The sequence below is a fragment of the Alteromonas sp. AWQ4_252 genome (genome assembly GCF_056158205.1).
The window spans coordinates 2,485,791-2,501,858 of record NZ_JBSWSV010000001.1; the positions used below are offsets into that span (position 1 = coordinate 2,485,791).

The 16,068-nt window shown below is 45.8% G+C and carries 14 protein-coding genes; 5 read left to right on the forward strand and 9 right to left on the reverse strand.

The genetic code is table 11. From position 1 onward, the window contains the following. Nucleotide 1: 1 nt before the first annotated feature. Nucleotides 2–2,527: an ABC transporter permease gene (locus tag ACXACM_RS11080; protein ID WP_474821735.1), complete on the forward strand. Its 2,526-nt coding sequence runs from the start codon at nt 2–4 to the stop codon at nt 2,525–2,527. Between the two features lie 18 nt (nt 2,528–2,545). Here the strand turns inward: ACXACM_RS11080 and ACXACM_RS11085 are convergent, their stop codons facing one another. Beyond that, entirely contained in the window at nt 2,546–3,445 is a 900-nt protein-coding gene (locus ACXACM_RS11085) for a TIGR01777 family oxidoreductase (RefSeq protein ID WP_474821737.1), read from the reverse strand. 9 nt (nt 3,446–3,454) lie between these two features. Then, on the reverse strand, nt 3,455–3,820 hold the full coding sequence (gene folX / locus ACXACM_RS11090; RefSeq protein ID WP_474821738.1) for a dihydroneopterin triphosphate 2'-epimerase: 366 nt from the start codon (nt 3,818–3,820) through the stop codon (nt 3,455–3,457). 85 nt (nt 3,821–3,905) lie between these two features. Here folX and ACXACM_RS11095 point away from each other — a divergent pair, with 85 nt between their 5' ends. Then, nucleotides 3,906–4,946 carry an AI-2E family transporter gene (locus tag ACXACM_RS11095; RefSeq protein WP_474821739.1) on the forward strand — a complete coding sequence of 347 codons (1,041 nt, stop codon included), beginning with the start codon at nt 3,906–3,908 and terminating at the stop codon, nt 4,944–4,946. 46 nt (nt 4,947–4,992) lie between these two features. On the opposite strand, the gene ACXACM_RS11100 is transcribed toward ACXACM_RS11095, so the two are convergent. From ACXACM_RS11100 to ACXACM_RS11110, 3 genes are read right to left on the reverse strand one after another with little or no spacing between them, the layout of a single operon-like run. Next, nucleotides 4,993–6,324 carry an ATP-binding protein gene (locus ACXACM_RS11100; RefSeq protein ID WP_474821741.1) on the reverse strand — a complete coding sequence of 444 codons (1,332 nt, stop codon included), beginning with the start codon at nt 6,322–6,324 and terminating at the stop codon, nt 4,993–4,995. After that, nucleotides 6,321–6,995, reverse strand: a complete 675-nt coding sequence (locus tag ACXACM_RS11105; RefSeq protein ID WP_474821742.1) for a response regulator transcription factor — start codon at nt 6,993–6,995, stop codon at nt 6,321–6,323. The genes ACXACM_RS11100 and ACXACM_RS11105 overlap by 4 nt, the downstream gene beginning before the upstream one ends. Continuing rightward, nucleotides 6,995–7,273 (reverse strand): PepSY domain-containing protein, encoded by a 279-nt coding sequence (locus tag ACXACM_RS11110; RefSeq protein ID WP_474821744.1) that lies wholly within the window; start codon nt 7,271–7,273, stop codon nt 6,995–6,997. Before ACXACM_RS11110 ends, ACXACM_RS11105 begins: the two co-directional genes overlap by 1 nt. A 105-nt stretch (nt 7,274–7,378) precedes the next feature. Between ACXACM_RS11110 and ACXACM_RS11115 the strand changes: the two genes are divergently transcribed. Continuing rightward, nucleotides 7,379–8,038, forward strand: a complete 660-nt coding sequence (locus ACXACM_RS11115; RefSeq protein WP_474821746.1) for a hypothetical protein — start codon at nt 7,379–7,381, stop codon at nt 8,036–8,038. A 278-nt stretch (nt 8,039–8,316) separates the two neighbouring features. Here ACXACM_RS11115 and ACXACM_RS11120 read toward each other — a convergent pair whose 3' ends face one another. Continuing rightward, the gene (locus tag ACXACM_RS11120) at nt 8,317–9,837 is read right to left on the reverse strand and encodes a M20/M25/M40 family metallo-hydrolase (protein ID WP_474821748.1); all 1,521 of its coding nucleotides are present in this window, start codon (nt 9,835–9,837) and stop codon (nt 8,317–8,319) included. An 871-nt stretch (nt 9,838–10,708) separates the two neighbouring features. Here ACXACM_RS11120 and ACXACM_RS11125 point away from each other — a divergent pair. Beyond that, nucleotides 10,709–11,749, forward strand: a complete 1,041-nt coding sequence (locus ACXACM_RS11125; protein WP_474821749.1) for a hypothetical protein — start codon at nt 10,709–10,711, stop codon at nt 11,747–11,749. 787 nt (nt 11,750–12,536) lie between these two features. Continuing rightward, nucleotides 12,537–13,517 carry a helix-turn-helix domain-containing protein gene (locus tag ACXACM_RS11130; protein ID WP_474821750.1) on the forward strand — a complete coding sequence of 327 codons (981 nt, stop codon included), beginning with the start codon at nt 12,537–12,539 and terminating at the stop codon, nt 13,515–13,517. Between the two features lie 242 nt (nt 13,518–13,759). Here ACXACM_RS11130 and ACXACM_RS11135 read toward each other — a convergent pair whose 3' ends face one another. The 3 genes from ACXACM_RS11135 to trpB are packed head-to-tail and all read right to left on the reverse strand — an operon-like array spanning nt 13,760 to nt 16,054. Next, nucleotides 13,760–14,059: a YciI family protein gene (locus ACXACM_RS11135; protein ID WP_474821751.1), complete on the reverse strand. Its 300-nt coding sequence runs from the start codon at nt 14,057–14,059 to the stop codon at nt 13,760–13,762. A 2-nt stretch (nt 14,060–14,061) separates the two neighbouring features. Next, the gene (trpA, locus tag ACXACM_RS11140) at nt 14,062–14,874 is read right to left on the reverse strand and encodes a tryptophan synthase subunit alpha (RefSeq protein ID WP_474821752.1); all 813 of its coding nucleotides are present in this window, start codon (nt 14,872–14,874) and stop codon (nt 14,062–14,064) included. After that, the gene (gene trpB, locus ACXACM_RS11145) at nt 14,861–16,054 is read right to left on the reverse strand and encodes a tryptophan synthase subunit beta (RefSeq protein ID WP_474821754.1); all 1,194 of its coding nucleotides are present in this window, start codon (nt 16,052–16,054) and stop codon (nt 14,861–14,863) included. The genes trpA and trpB overlap by 14 nt, the downstream gene beginning before the upstream one ends. Nucleotides 16,055–16,068 lie beyond the last annotated feature (14 nt).

A 16,068-nucleotide genomic window follows, 5' to 3' on the forward strand; every position in this document is an offset into this window, starting at 1 on the left:
TATGGGCACGGCGTATAATTTAGCCTGGCGACTATTTAAACACGAAGCCAGGCGCGGCGAACTAACCATTATTTTGTTAGCTATTGTATTGTCAGTAGCGTCTGTGTTGTCGTTGTCGCTGTTTAGTGAAAGGTTACAAGGAGCGTTAACCGAGCGTTCGGCAAGTTTTATGGCTGCAGATAGTCAGTTGCGTTCCTCCCAACCAATCAACCCGGACTGGCTTGCTGCAGCCAAAGAGCAAAACCTCCAAACCGCCGAGCAAGTATCAACCCGCTCAATGGCCTACGGTGAAGAGAACATGTCGCTGGTAGATTTGCGGGCTGTTAATGACCAGTATCCACTCAAAGGGGTCATACGTGTAGCCGATGCGCCGTTTGGTGATCCTCTGGATAGCACAGGTTTACCTGCGCCTGGCGAAGCATGGTTAGATTCCCGACTTTTCCAGCTACTGGACGTCAATATTGGTGATGTCGTATATATTGGTGACAGCGCATTGACGATTACCAGGGTATTAGCGGAAATTCCCGACGCTGGCTTTAGTGTATTTAATTCTGATCCCATCGTTCTCATTCGCAAAAGCGATTTGGATGCAGCGAATATCACAGGGCCAGGGAGCCGCGTCACATACAAGGCGTACTTTACTGGAAACAACGCAGAACTCGATAGCTATTTCGATTGGTTGCGTCCAAATCTGGATAATGAAATCCATCGTTGGCGTTCAGTGGAAGATGATGAATCACCAATCGGTCGCTCAGTAGCCAGAGCTGGTCGGTATTTTCTGTTAGCCAGCTTACTGGCGATCATTCTCGCCGCTGTTTCTATTGCAGTGGCTGCTCAGCGCTACAGTCAGCGACATTTCGACCCTGTTGCTATTATGAAAACGCTGGGTGCCAGTAAAGCGACCATCCAACGTATCTACACACTGCAAATTTGCTTTATCGCCACGGTTGGTATTGTGTTAGGCATAATTGCTGGATTTATTATTCAACAGGTTGTAGTTACCGCGCTGGCAGGTACGGTAGATGTGGCTCTTGATGTGTGGCATTGGCGGCCTGTGGTCATCGCAGTATTGACAGGTGTTATCTGCGCGCTTTTATTCTCTTTATACCCTTTGTTGCGGCTTTTCTCCGTGCCCCCGTTACGGGTGCTCAGGCGGGATATGGATGCGCGGCTTAGCGCCAGAAGTCTGCAGTTCTTTGCAGCCGGTGGCGCTATCTTTGGTTTGATGTGGATGTACAGCCAGGATTTAAAAATTAGCGTAATTCTTTTTGCATCAGGCTGCGCCTTAATTGTAGGCCTGCTGGTGGTTACTCTCGGGCTTATTCGCTTGGGCCGAAAACTTGGTAGTGGTTCTATGGGCGCCCGTCAACTTGCGTGGGCTAGGATCCGCCGCCGGGCCATGGACAACAGTGTCCAACTCATTAGCTTTTCAATCACTTTACTGCTCTTATTAATTGTTCTGGTGATGCGAAATGATATGGTCTCGCAGTGGCGGGCGCAGTTACCGGAAGGCACGCCAAACTATTTCCTGATAAATATTACAGGCGAGCAAAAACCTGAACTTGAAGCACACTTTACTCAGGCTGATGTTCAAATGTCAGATTTTTATCCTGTTGTTCGTGGCCGTTTCGTCGCCGTTAATGAAGAACGTGTAAATACCGAAGTGACGAAAGAGGACTCGCCGAGGGATAACGAAGGCCGGGATGGATTGGGTCGAGAAGCCAATTTAACCTGGAGTGACACCTTACAGCCTGGCAATGAAATTACTGCTGGCATATGGCAAGGCGACGAGACAACATCACCGGAAGATGGGGTTTATCCGGTTTCTGTGGAAGAAGATGTAGCTGAAAGGCTGGATATAGTCTTAGGTGATGTACTTACGTTCAATATCGGCAGTGAAGTGGTCTCGGCCAGGGTGACAAGCTTACGCGAAGTAGACTGGCAAACCATGCAGCCTAACTTTTTCTTTGTATTATCTCCGGCAGCTATGGAGGCGTTCTCGCCAACGTATATCACCAGTTTCTTTCTACCAACCGAGCGCAAGGCCGAGCTAACCTCGCTATTGTTACCTTTCCAGTCGGCGACGCTATTTGACGTTGATGCGCGAATTAATCAACTGCGGGATATAGTCGACCAGGTGTCGCTGGCAGTGGAGTTTATTCTGGTCTTGGTGTTAGCGGCCGGGGTCCTGGTATTGATCGCTCAGGTGCAGGCCTCTATGGATGAAAGACAGCAGGAACTGGCAATACTTCGTACGCTGGGAGCTCGAGGCTCGCTAATACGATTGAGTGTGGTCTACGAGTTCCTCATCATTGGCGCAGTAGCTGGTTTCATGGCTGCGGTGGCAAATGAGTTAAGCCTTTTTCTGCTGCAAACCCACGTGTTTCAGATGGAAGCCTCTTTGCATCCGAGCTTTTGGATAATTGCCCCCGTTGTTGGCGCAGCTATGGTTGGCGTGCTAGGCGCAATAGGTTGCTGGAGATTACTGTCGTTGAACACCACCGCGCTGTTACGGAAAATGGTATAAAGGCTGGATGGCGGCCGCTTAGCCGCCATAAATTTGCTGAAGAGCCTGTTCGAGGGTAGGGTATTGGAAGGTAAACTCGCCCTCTAGCAAACGTTCTGGAAGCACTCGTTGGCCGGTTATCACTAAATCGGCAGCTTCCCCCATCAATATTTTAAGTACAAACGCTGGCACAGTGAAAATGGCTGGCCGGTGTAGCGTATGCGCGAGTTTTCGTGTGAAATCGCCATTGGTTTCAGGCGTTGGTGCTGTAAGGTTATATGCCCCTTCGCACTTGCTGTTATGTAACAAGTGAACGATTCCTTTTACCATGTCGTCAATATGGATCCAGGATAAATATTGTTGTCCATTTGCTATTTTTCCGCCTACCCCCATTTTTACAGGCAATGCCATCTTGGGAAGAGCGCCACTATTTTTATCAAGTACCACTCCCGTGCGTAGCAGGCATACCCTGACCTTGTCGCTGGCCGCTTTCATGGCAATGTTCTCCCAACGATTACAAACAGTATGGGTGAACTCTTCGTGCACAGTGTAGTTGCATTCGGTAACAGGCTTGTCTTCTTGCCTCCCGTAAAAACCAATGGCTGAACCTGAAATGAAAGCCCCAGGCGGGAAGCTGCATTTCTTTATACGTTCTACCAACTGCTCTGTTAAGTCCCAACGACTGTCGCATATCCGGCGCTTTTGAAGCGCCGTCCATCGCTTGTCAGCAATGGGTTCCCCGGCCAGGTTCACCACAGCATCAAAGTCGCAGAAATCGGGTACATCATGTAGGCCCGACACAACATTAACGCTTTCAGGAAGCTGAAGTCTGGCTTTTTCTGGCGATCGTGAAACCACAGTAAAGTGACATTCGCCGTTTAGCCTGGTAATGAGGCGAGAGCCTATAAGACCTGTGCCACCGGTAAGCAGTATGTTCAAATTACCCTCTTAGTCCTTTGTACAGGACAATGTTAGTGATACAGAATCCGAAAACCTCAACGCGTGTGGTTTGTCTACTTCCACTTCAGCATAGGTTACCCAATCGTGCTGCGCAGCAATGGCCAATACATCAGCTGTTAATTTCTCCAGCAAAGAAAACCGATTGTCTTCGACTAATTTTATAATAGCCTTTGTGACAGTTTTATAGTTGAGGGCGTCCTGCATATTGTCGGTGTCGGTTGCTCTGGCTGCGTCATAATGCATTTTTACGTTCACAACCACGTCTTGCTTGTTGCGAATTTCATCGTCGTTAATGCCAATATAAGTTCGCAGACGCAGGTTTTTGATTCGGATGGTAGCTTGATTTAACGTCATTTCTTTTCTCGTTGTTTTCAGTATATCTATCAGCAGTATAATTTGTTAATTTGATAGCAGAAACCGGACATTACATAAGTACACTATGGAAATTAAATCTCCCACTGCAAAAGCGATGATGGTTTTAGCATGCCTTGTCGTGGTATTTGCAGGTATTAAAGCTGCAAGCGCTATCATGGTGCCATTTTTTCTTTCTGTGTTTATCGCCATTGCGTGCAGCCCTATCATTAATTGGGCCACGTCACGACACATTCCAAGATGGGCATCTATCACCTTAGTAATACTGCTTATTCTGGTTTTCGGTTTTCTATTGGCAGGCCTTGTTGGGCAATCATTAACAGATTTTAAGGAAAACCTGCCCCAATACCGGGAAAAACTAGATAACGAGTTTGCCTGGGTGATTGATAAACTGGCGACCTTCAATATTAACGTTAACCGGGAATTATTTACTCAGCATTTCGACCCGGGTATGGCAATGTCGGTAGCAACTAATTTTTTAAGTGGTATGGGTGGAGCTTTATCCAACTTGTTCTTAATTTTGCTTACCGTAATTTTTATGTTGTTTGAAGCCGACAGCATGCCGTCGCGACTGCATACCGCGCTGGCCGATCCTGAAATGAAAATGAAGCACATCGACCGCTTTATTCAGTCGGTGAATAGCTATCTTGCCATCAAAACTGTCGTCAGCCTGGGCACGGGCCTGATCATTGGCATCTGGCTTTATGTGCTCGGCGTCGATCATTTCTTATTATGGGGCGTATTGGCTTTCTTACTCAATTATATTCCCAATATCGGTTCAATTATTGCGGCTGTTCCTGCAGTGCTTATAGCGCTTGTGCAGTACGGTGTTGGTACCGCCGGGTTAGTAGCTTTGGGCTTTGTGATGGTCAACACGGTGATGGGCAACATGGTCGAACCCAGATTAATGGGGCGGGGTATGGGCTTATCAACGCTGGTGGTTTTCCTGTCTTTAGTCTTTTGGGGGTGGTTACTCGGCAGTGTGGGCATGTTGTTGTCTGTACCACTAACTATGGTGGTTAAAATAGCCCTGGAATCCCGGGAAGAAAGTCAGTGGCTTGCAGTGTTGCTGTCTAGTGGTGCCGATAAAGGTAAACAGAGTTCATAGTCTTAATAACGGAGCAAAACGGTCTAAGATTGTTGGCTGGGTAACTTTACTGTGTTGCTGGAAACGACAAAACAACCTTCGCACCGCCGAGTTCACTATCAAGTATCTCGAGACGGCCTTCGTAAATGGCGACTAAATCAGACACTACGGCCATACCAATCCCCTGGCCTTCAATGTAGGTATCCAGCCGTTTACCACGTTCAAGCAGTACAGACTTCTGCTCGTGGGGAATACCCGGGCCGTCATCTTCTACGATAATTTGATGCCATTTTCCTTCGTGGGATAGACTAAGCTGAACAAGGCTTGTAGCGGCTTTACATGCATTGTCTAACAGGTTCCCCAACATCTCCATTAAGTCAGTTTCGTCGCCCCTGAATTCACAGGTGTCATGAACCTGTACGGTGAATTTAAGGTTTCGCTCCCGATGGACTTTTTTCATGGCGTTGATCAGTTTGTGACCGAGAGGTTCAACACTGACCTTTGCCTGCCATCCTGATTTGGCTGCTGCAGAACGCTTGAGTTGGCGCTGAATAATATTGTCTATTTGTTGTAATGCTTCCGTGGTTTCTGCAGACAAGCCCGGTGCCCCCGTTGCCACAGCAAGTGGCGTTTTTAATGAGTGTGCCAGGTCTCCAAGACTGTTTTTGTAGCGACTCCGCTGTTCTGCCTCTACGTCAATTAAGCGGTTAATGCTGTTTTTAAGCCCGATAAACTCTACCGGGTACCGTTGTGTTAAATGGGGCTGCTGACCGTTAGCAGTGCGACTAATCTCGCTAATTAACTGTCGGACCGGCTTAAGTACAACATTGATTCCTACCAAAAGTAAAACCAGCAAACCTACCGCCAACATGGCTAACCACTGCCACAAGGTGCGCAGATAAGCTTGCCGTTCAAGATTGAACTCAGTTTTATCGTTAATGATATAGAAGTGTACAGGTTCAAAATCCCGTTCGGAGGCAAACTCAGCAGTAAAAGCATAGGTAAAATAGCTGGAGAGCTTAGCTATGTTACCGTCTTCAACGAGTGAAAAACGCTCTTGTCCCACTTCGGCTGAGGCCGGTGGCTGAGTAAAAGTATTGTGAAGCGCAGAGGCCGATTTCCACACGATTTCACCTCTGAACACAATGAGCCCAATGTAGCCAGAATCAGGCAGATTTAGCTGCTCTTCATACAGTAATTCCGGCATGTAAGGTACATCACCATCTAATTCAAATGCTGATACGAGGGCTAGATTCATCAGCTTAAGCTCGTTGTGCTTTGCTTGCGTAAGGCTTTCGGTAAAGGCTTTGTCCAGAGTGAATACGCTAAACGGAATAAAAAGTGCCAGCGCGATAAACGCAACCAGCAGACTTCGAAGTTTTAGCGACAGGTTTTTCATAAGTTGCGATTGAGCCGATAGCCTCGTCCGCGCAGGGTTTCAATAGGTTTGAGATCCCCGTTTGGATCCAGCTTTTTTCTGAGTCGGCCAACAAATACCTCAATGACGTTACTGTCGAGGTCGAAATCCTGATCGTAGATGTGCTCTGTAAGTTCTGTTTTGGAGACCACCTTTTGCGGGTTGAGCATCAGGTATTCCATAACTTTGTATTCGTAGGCCGTCAGTTCCATGGGACTTTCATGGAGTAAAATTTCCTCTGAAACTGTATCTAAGCTAATCGGGCCAAACTGAATCGTTGGGTTTGCCTGACCAGACGCCCGGCGGATCAGTGCCTTTATTCTGGCCAGCAATTCTTCGTTGTGAAATGGCTTGGTTAAATAATCGTCGGCACCGGCGTCTAAGCCTTCCACTTTTTCCTGCCAGCGATCCCGTGCAGTGAGAATGAGCACTGGCGTACGAATGTCGTTTTGCCGCGCTTTACGGATCACGTCGAAACCGTCAAGCAAAGGCAAACCAATATCCACAATAGCGGCATCGTAACTGTATTCCTGCAATTGGAATAACGCGTTTTCGCCGTTGTCTGCCAAATCAACGCTGTACCCGTGTTGTTGTAAAAACGTATCTAACTGCGTCAGCAGTCTGCTGTCATCTTCTGCTATGAGAATACGCATTAATGTTGATTGTCCCTGTTAGTTGTTGGTTGCACCTGACCGGTTCGCCGGTCTACGTCTAGCATCACAACCCGACCGTTTTCCTTCAGTACTTTTACCCGAAACTTAGTTTTAGTTTGCTCAACGCGCAGCACCCGGCCTTTCGCATGCTGCTGTGCTCGCGCGGCTGCCTGTGTGCGATCCAACGGTTGCGGATCACGATCCTGGCGTGCCATCGCACCCTGGGAGAAACATCCCAGCGTTAACAAAATGACAAACAGCGGCTCTAACAGTTTCATAGTGGTGCTTTGCAATACTCTTCAGGTAACTTTACTGTGAATAAACAATCAGGTGATATCCTAGCATAGTCAACTGAAATGAACATTGGCTGAACCGGGAATAAATTGGGGTTAACCCGGCGCATTAACAGATTTGTTTTTATCAGGGGCAGGGCGGATAACGAAGGTGCGGGACAACTTTACTACACCAAAGGCAGAAGCGTATTAGAAATGCTTGAAGGGCATGTTGGTCAAGATTTGCTGCGACTCGTAATTTGTAGGTATGTAGAGGCCCATCATGGTAAAAATGTGACGACTACCGACTTTACCGAGTTATTTCCTCCCCAATATTTTGTTTCTGATATCGTGGCATCATTTACTGAGCAGTCTGGTTACCCATTGGTTTCAGTTTTGGAAGAAGATGGCAAGTTATTCATTGCTCAAAAAAGTTACCACGGAGAACACAATAAGCTCTGGACAATTCCTTTATCGCTAAAAGGTTTTGATGGTCGCAACGTTGCAGTTCACCACCTTTTACTCGATAGCGAGAAACAACGACTTAAGGGAATATCTCCAGAGCAAGCGCTGTTCGTAAACGGAGAAGGAATTGGTTATTTCCGTTGGGAAAGTCTAAATAGTGCAGCCTCTTTCCCATTAAATAAACTAACCATGTCAGAACGTTTGGCCAGCATGGATAACAACGATGCTTTAGCTAATTCCGGTAGGTTGAATTTTAAGACTCATTTAGACCAGCTAATTCGAATGGTTGCCGATTTACCTTCATAGGTACTTCATACTGCGGTGACGATATAAACCGTATGCCACGGGATAACAGCTACGGTAAGCTGATAGGCGTCAACCCCCCATAAGGTGAAAGTGTTCAGTTTTTACACCACTGACTGGGATGCCAATATTGGAGCTTATTTATCTTTAAGTCCGGTGAAGGCTGTGTCAACCGCCTCCTAAAATAGCGGCACACCGAAGGGTGATGCATCGGGAGTCAGCCGTTATGTGGAATCTGTTTGAAAAAGTAAGACCGCCGGAAGGCGGTCTTTTAGGGTTTCTTAACTTTGCGTTAGCGGTGTTATGAACATTTGATACAGGGTTTCTGTGCCGCTGAAGAAGTTGCCCAGCCTGAGGTTTTCATTCGGTGCATGCTGGTTGTTGTCTGCGTTCACAAGGGGAAGCAGAATGACCGGTTTTTGCAAACCGGATACCAGCGGCGAGGTAGGTACAGTGCCTCCCATCATGGGAATAATAACCGGCTCCGAGTCGCTGACAGCATACAGAGCTGTTAGTGCCCATTGTCCCAATGGTTCATCCAGGGGCGTTTGCAATGCAGCCGTGCCGGTATACGAGATAAAGCGGGCAATTCGCGGAAATTCCGCCCGTTCTTTGGCTGTCGGCGCTTCTTCAACCAAATGATAGCCCTGTGCGATAACAAAATCTTTCACCAGTTTGATCTGACGTTCTGCCGTTGCCGCTTTTGTTGTGCGGATATCCATTGTCACCGTAGCTGTAGCTGGAATAATGGTACGGGTAGCTTCAGTACTGGCAGCAGAAAGCCCGTTAATATTCAAAGACGGGTAGTTAATTGCCCGCTGGTAGTTTCCGGCTACTTTCTCTGTTGTTGCAATGCCCAGCCGCTTCATTAAAGCCGCTTCATCTGCGGGTACTGCATCCAGTGCGCTGGCATAATCATCATCAAATTTAATCGCATCATAGTAGCCGGGAATCGTCACCCGGCCATTATCATCTTTCATCTTGCTAAGTAAATCAGCCAGCAGGAAAGCCGGATTGGCAGCGTAGTTGCCATAATGGCCGCTGTGGCTGTCCGATACCGGACCAAATACTGTCAGTCTCACCATAGATGCACCACGGTGACCAAAAACCAGTGTGGGTTTGTTTGACGGATGCATCGGCCCGTCCAGCATGACGACACCGTCGGCCTGAAGCTGATTTTTATTGCGGTTAATAACATCGATCAGGGTAGGAGGCCCGCCTTCTTCATGTGAATCAAGCAGCACCTTAATATTCACTGCCGGCTTTTTGTTTTCCGCTTTCAATGTATCAATAGCAGCCAGTAACATCATGATGGGCGCTTTATCATCAGAGGCTGAGCGGGCAAAAATACGCCACTCAGGATCCGTCGTGAAAGTGAGGGCAGTCATAGGTTTACTCTGCCAGCTGTCACCTTCAAGGGCTTTAAGTACAGGCTGCCATGGACTTTCCTGATCCCACTGTTCCGGATTAACCGGTTGTCCGTCCATGTGTGCATAGAACAGTACGACCGGTGCATCGTCGCCTGCTTCCATGTATTCGGCATACACCATGGGTGTCTGACCATCAGGAAGCAGCTTGGCATTCAGTCCGTGTTTCCGGTAAGTATCGCGGGTCCATTCAGCCACCGCTTTAATATCAGACGGCGATTCTTTCGCTACATTGGGTAATGTCAGGTATCTAAGATATTCAGGAAAAATGTGTTTTACAGCATCTTCGGTGCCGGCAGATACCGGCGCAGAGAAAATACTTACCATTGCAGCACTGAGCAGCGACTTACACAGAAAAAAGAAAGGTCTGTCCATGAGGATATTCCGGGTTGAAAGCGTGTGTGAAACACCATTTTGAAGAGTATTTCATCATGTTGGAAGGTGTCTTAACCGGATTATCTGTGTTTTTGCCTATAAAAAGGATATGTATCCTAACCTTGCAGGTTTGTGTTTTTAACAAAGCTTTGTAAGCGCAGCTACGGTCTAAACTTAATCGAATATGGGATGAGCCTGCATAAAGTGCAGAACAGGTCATCTTGAAGCAAATGTCAGATGCTTATTGTATAGAGACGAATAAGATTTAACCCGACAGGCAGTTAAAGACAAGAAGCGGAAGTTCCGGTTTGTGCCAATTCCCGATATTGATAAAGCCATTTTTGTATGGCGGTTGCCATCCAGTAGCGGTCATAAGTAGGTCAAAGTTTACTAAAAAAAATATTTCGCAATAACAATTGGTGTCGTAGAAGGGCCTAATCATATGGTCATCACACATACTGAGAATTATTCTACAGGTAAAGACTGGAAATGTTTTGTTGCTGAACACAACTTATAGAGCAGCTAGGTGCTCGTAAATACCATGATAACGCTTTTGGGGAAAGCATTTTTAAAAAAGCGAAGACGTTAATTTCAATTGCGCCACAATATTTTTGCAGTGTAAAGTAAATTTGGGATTTTAGTAATCAGTCTCCCAATTAACTAATAATACCTAATTTATGAACCAAGAAAATATCAAGATTAATTTAGTTGAGTCCTTCTTGCATTAATTATGTGGACTGTTTTATTCTACCAATACAAGTTAAAGGCAGTCATTTATATAATGAACGATATTAGGTTAAACCTCAATGAATAAATAAATTGTACTTGCTACAAATAATTTGATTTATAAGTTGATTATAGGAATAAGAGTATGAGCAATAATGACGATTATAACGATGGCTATGTTAGTGGTTATGGAACCGGCGAATACGACCCATCTCGGCCCGGTTCTTTCGATGGGGCCATGGCGAATTCGTTAGATAAGCAAAATGCCGCACGCTCAGCCCAAATTAGGGAAAAATATAGACAACAAGCTGAACTTGAAAAGTTAAGAAAAGGTAAAAGTAAGCAAAAAAGAAAAACTTCCAAGCCAGCCAAAAAAGGCGGTGTGCTGAACTTTTTTGGAGCCATAGCTTTTTTTATAGTCTGCATAGCGGTGTTTTCTGATGGCGACAATAAAAATGAAACCAATGACTACAACAGAGACAATACTGCGGATATTGGCACACAAGCACAACAAATTTCTGAAGTGCAGAGGACATATAATAACCCCCCACAAGCTAAATCATCTACAAGTAATGAAATCATTCCAGAAGCAATTGGCAAATCCGAGGAACCAGAGGAGTATTCTCTTTTTAGGGAATCAGATTATCAATTTTATAAACGCCCAACCAGTGACATTGTTATGTTAAAAATGAAAGATTTTATATCCGAAGATGATTTTTTCTGGCTTAATCAATATCACCATGGAATTAAAGATTTTGAACATTACAAACGAATGGTAGCAAGGGTCAATATCAATGTCAGAAAAGGCAGCCCTAATGGCTTTACATTATTAATTTATGCAATTAACAGAAATTATAACCCTGTTACATTGAAGCATAGTTATACGAGTTCATTAACTCAAGAAGAAGCAGACAGAGCAATTACATATCTGTTAGACAATGGCGCTGATATATCAATGTCTTACGAAGGCTACAACATTACAACCAAACAGAAACTCTATTTCAGACCGGTATACTATCTTATAAGTTCTTACAAGGATCATACTGATAAATATCTTGATTTCTCAAGATGCATGGATGAAGCTTTGTTTAGGCGGATAATACCCGCAGGTGGTTTAACTAACGAAGAAAAAACTGACCTTGCTGATACAAGATGTGGTAGGACCTACAATTTACAGGGAATGTGATAAATAATTGTGATCACCAAGTCACTAACACTAAAGTGTAGTAGTGTAATTACGAAGGGGAGCTATCGATTTAATTACTAAACTACTTTGTAGTAACTATATTACCAGTTAACACTTATTTTGCTGTCTGACAGGCCGTTTTTAGACAAGGCCATCAGTAATCTTAGGAAAAAGCTACGTCAGCTTGCTGCCTCGCAGAGGTCGTTCGATTAAATAAAGTCGAGTGCCTGTTAGTCGCTCAATACTGAACTTAAGTTTTATTATTGCCAACTTCCGCTTTACGTACACAGAAGTCCTACGAGCTCACAGGCATCTTGAGACAAGGAGCGGACGTTCAGCATTTAGAAAAGTGACTAGCCTTCGCGTAGTTAATTGTCAAAAGATTCTGTCCACTGAGTCAGCTCAGTATCATCATGACCATAATTATTGCTCACGTAATCGAATCTGGGCCACGTGTGTTGCCAGTGTAAACAACCTTTAAAATCCAGTAGACCCTCCCCCGGCTCCTAAAACCAGCGCTTGCCATCGTTCTGAATTTCAGGATCTTTAGCTGGTAATATTTGCAGGGTGAATACCTTATTGCCAGAGTCCTTGCAGCTTCAGACAATAAACGTACATTTTTAATGTATTTTTTATAACGCTCTGATATTTTAGTTATTTTATTGTGTAATTCACACGAGCAATCTAAATTGCAACCACTGGTTGACAAAATTCCGTCCCTGATTGGTAGTTCGCAACTGCCCATTTTCCTATTCTGGCTACAGCTTCAGACAGAGGAATCAACGCAATGATACTTGCAGATAAAATTATCAAATTAAGAAAACAACTGGCATGGTCTCAAGAAGAACTTGCCGAGAAAATGTGTGTTTCAAGACAGTCCGTCTCTAAATGGGAAAGCACCAATAGCATCCCGGATTTAAACAAAATCATCAAAATGGCGGATATTTTTGGCGTGACCACCGATTACTTATTAAAAGATGAAGTGGAGACTATTGAGTCAATCGGAGGTGAAGTTGAGCCAGGCGTGAACAACATTAGTCTTGCTCAGGCTAACCGGTATGTTGAATGTAAAGATATCAACAGCCGAATTACCGTAAAAGGCGTTCTTTTGTGTGTTTGTTCAGTCGTCCCTCTGTTTTTGCTTTTATCGATGGCAGAAACAGAACAAATGAAACTGACTTCTAATAACGCGACACTAAGCGGAATTGTAATAATGCTTGTGATGGTGTCTGTGGGTGTTAGCTTCTTTGTAAGAACCGGTCAGCTTTCGAGCGAAATTGATTCGATTGAAAAAGATGAATTTGAGCTGGAATATGGTGTGAGAGGCATCTTTAAGGAAAAGCTTCAGCAAATGAGCCCAGGCTATCATCAGAAGTTATCGATTGGTATCGGCTTCTTTATTTTAAGCGTTGTCCCCTTTCTATTCGTTGTGATTAACAGTGGAGCGACTGACTTAATTTTAAAAATGCTGTGTGTGCTGTTTTTTATGATCTCAGCGGGTTTGTACCTGATAATTCCTGCGTCGACTGAATACAATGCATACAGTCTTTTAATCAAAGAAGGTGAATACCACCCACGTGAGAAAAAGAAGACTCAAAAGGTTGAAGCACTTGCCGCTTTCTACTGGCCATTATTGGTTGCCGTTTATCTAGCTTGGAGCTTCTGGACAATGAGATGGGATATCACCTGGATTATCTGGCCAGTAGGAGCTGTTTTATTCGCTTCGCTTGTTGGTTTGATGGGGTTGTTGAACAAGGATAAAGGTTAATTCGGCAATTAAGCTAATTCCTCTCGAATCAAATCACTCAGAAATTAAGCCTTATTCTTAAAAAACGTCGATCGCGAACCTCTTTTTTGAAAGAGGCTCGCTTCTTATCTGTCGCTCGCAATGAGTGCGCCATTGTCTGCTTCACGTACACAAAAGACAGTCAGACTTAGTTCATTAGTATCGATAAAAGAGTGGCTTTGAGCTGTATACGTCGACTGCTCAAAGCCAAAGGGAAAAGCAAGTTAGGGAAGGACTTTCTTATACGGTTTTACTACTACCGTGTCATACACTCCTGCTTCTACGTAAGGGTCAGCATCGGCCCATTGTTGTGCAGCTTCGAGTGAGTCAAATTCTGCCACCACTAATGAGCCGGTAAAACCGGCAGGGCCCGGGTCTTCACTATCGATGGCAGGGAAGGGGCCTGCCACAAATAAACGCCCTTCGTCTTTAAGCGCGTTAAGGCGGGCTAAATGAGCCGGGCGAGCAGCGAGTCGTTTGTCCAGGCTATCTGGAAAATCGGTTGCGCAAATCATGTAATACATCGTTAACTTTCCTTTTGCGTTGCAGCTTTCATGCTACCGACGAATTCATCTAATTTGGCCAGCATGGCCGGAACATCGTTAAGATGCTGGGCAATGATGTTCACCGTAGCTGACCCACTAATAGCGCCCGCGGCACCGGCTTTAATGGCTGTTTGCACCTGAGCCGGTGATGAAATACCAAAACCAAGTAGTGGTGGCGCACATTCATAGGCGCTGAGCTGACTGATTAGCGTATCTGCAGGAATATCGGCCGCCGTTTCTACGCCCGTGACGCCAGCTCTGCCCAGCAAGTAGGTGTAGCCAGCAGAATGCTTGCCAATTTCCTTTAGTGTTTCCTCAGTGGCATTTGGTGGCGCAATGAGTATTTGAGCAATATCTACGGCTGTTGCGGCACTGATAAATGGCGAGGCTTCGCGCAAAGGCACGTCGGCAACTAAAATGGAGTCTACCCCCGCTGCTTTCGCCCGAGCATAAAATTCGCTAATGCCTCTGGCCATAACAAGGTTGCTGTAAAGCAAAAGGCCAATAGGGACGTCGGGATATTTTTCACGTACCCGGCTAAGCAAACCAAAGCAGCCCTCAGGTGTCACGTGATTGTTCAACGCACGTATACTTGCTGCCTGAATAGTTGGGCCATCGGCGATGGGATCGCTGTAGGGTATACCGAGCTCGAGTGCATCTGCGCCGCTTTCAATTAACTGACAAATGATTTTTTCTGAGGTCTCAATATCCGGGTCACCCACCATGACGAAGGGAACGAAAGCGCCTTGGTTTACCTCATCAAGGCGTTGGAACATTTCACTATAGCGATCCATTGAAATCTTCTCCCAAAATGTTGATAACGTGCGCAAGGTCTTTATCGCCGCGGCCGGACAGGTTGACTACTATAATGGTGTCGTCCTCAGCTTCATCGGCCATGTTCAATGCATGAGCCAGCGCGTGGGATGATTCGAGGGCAGGAATAATCCCTTCTTTTCTGGCCAGAAGCTGAAAAGCGTTTAAAGCTTCGTCGTCGGTAACGGCTACATATTCAGCACGACCGATGTCAGCCAGATGGGCATGCTGCGGCCCAACGGCGGGATAATCAAGACCTGCAGACACAGAGTAACTCTCTTCAATCTGTCCTTCTTTGTCTTGCATTATGTAAGTGTATGCGCCGTGTAAAATTCCTTTCGAGCCAGTACAAATAGTGGCACCATGCTCTTTGGTGTGAAGCCCTTTACCCGCAGGTTCCACCCCGATGAGTTTAACTGACGAGTCGTCGATAAAGTCAGCAAACATACCAATGGCGTTCGAACCACCCCCCACACATGCCACCACAGCATCGGGCAACCGGCCTTCTTTTTCCAGAATTTGCGCTTTTGTTTCTTCGCCAATCATGCGGTGGAATTCACGCACGATATGGGGGAATGGATGAGGGCCAGCGGCTGTACCCAACAGATAGTGTGCTTTGTCATAGTTTGCAGACCAATCCCGCAATGCTTCGTTTACCGCATCTTTTAATGTGCCAGAGCCTGCGTTCACGGGGATCACTTCTGCGCCCATCAGACGCATTCTAAACACGTTAGGCGCCTGGCGCTCTACGTCTTTCGCACCCATATAAATTCGCGCTTTTAGTCCGAGCAGTGCACAAGCCAGCGCTGTTGCCGTACCATGTTGACCTGCGCCGGTTTCCGCTATGACTTCCGTTTTGCCCATGCGCTTTGTAAGTAGTGCCTGTCCCAGTACCTGATTGGTTTTATGGGCACCGCCATGAAGCAAGTCTTCTCGTTTCAGATAAAGTTTTACCTTCGGGTTACTCACCAAATTGCGGGTGAGAGTCATGGCAGTTGGCCGCCCCGCGTAGTCTTTGAGTAGATCGGTAAATTCTTTCTGAAAGGCAGGATCGTCTTTAGCTTTGATAAATTCCTGTTCGAGTTGATCTAATGCTGGGATCAATAATTCCGGCACATACATGCCACCGAAATCCCCAAATTTTGAATCGAGTTGGTTCATGAATGATCCTGTTA

Excerpts from the sequence above, each read along its gene's own strand:
- ACXACM_RS11080 (WP_474821735.1), top strand. The coding sequence starts at position 2 with ATGGGCACGGCGTATAATTTAGCCTGGCGACTATTTAAACACGAAGCC.
- folX (WP_474821738.1), bottom strand. The coding sequence starts at position 3,820 with ATGACGTTAAATCAAGCTACCATCCGAATCAAAAACCTGCGTCTGCGA.
- ACXACM_RS11095 (WP_474821739.1), top strand. The coding sequence starts at position 3,906 with ATGGAAATTAAATCTCCCACTGCAAAAGCGATGATGGTTTTAGCATGC.
- ACXACM_RS11100 (WP_474821741.1), bottom strand. The coding sequence starts at position 6,324 with ATGAAAAACCTGTCGCTAAAACTTCGAAGTCTGCTGGTTGCGTTTATC.
- ACXACM_RS11105 (WP_474821742.1), bottom strand. The coding sequence starts at position 6,995 with ATGCGTATTCTCATAGCAGAAGATGACAGCAGACTGCTGACGCAGTTA.
- ACXACM_RS11110 (WP_474821744.1), bottom strand. The coding sequence starts at position 7,273 with ATGAAACTGTTAGAGCCGCTGTTTGTCATTTTGTTAACGCTGGGATGT.
- ACXACM_RS11120 (WP_474821748.1), bottom strand. The coding sequence starts at position 9,837 with ATGGACAGACCTTTCTTTTTTCTGTGTAAGTCGCTGCTCAGTGCTGCA.
- ACXACM_RS11125 (WP_474821749.1), top strand. The coding sequence starts at position 10,709 with ATGAGCAATAATGACGATTATAACGATGGCTATGTTAGTGGTTATGGA.
- ACXACM_RS11130 (WP_474821750.1), top strand. The coding sequence starts at position 12,537 with ATGATACTTGCAGATAAAATTATCAAATTAAGAAAACAACTGGCATGG.
- ACXACM_RS11135 (WP_474821751.1), bottom strand. The coding sequence starts at position 14,059 with ATGTATTACATGATTTGCGCAACCGATTTTCCAGATAGCCTGGACAAA.
- trpA (WP_474821752.1), bottom strand. The coding sequence starts at position 14,874 with ATGGATCGCTATAGTGAAATGTTCCAACGCCTTGATGAGGTAAACCAA.
- trpB (WP_474821754.1), bottom strand. The coding sequence starts at position 16,054 with ATGAACCAACTCGATTCAAAATTTGGGGATTTCGGTGGCATGTATGTG.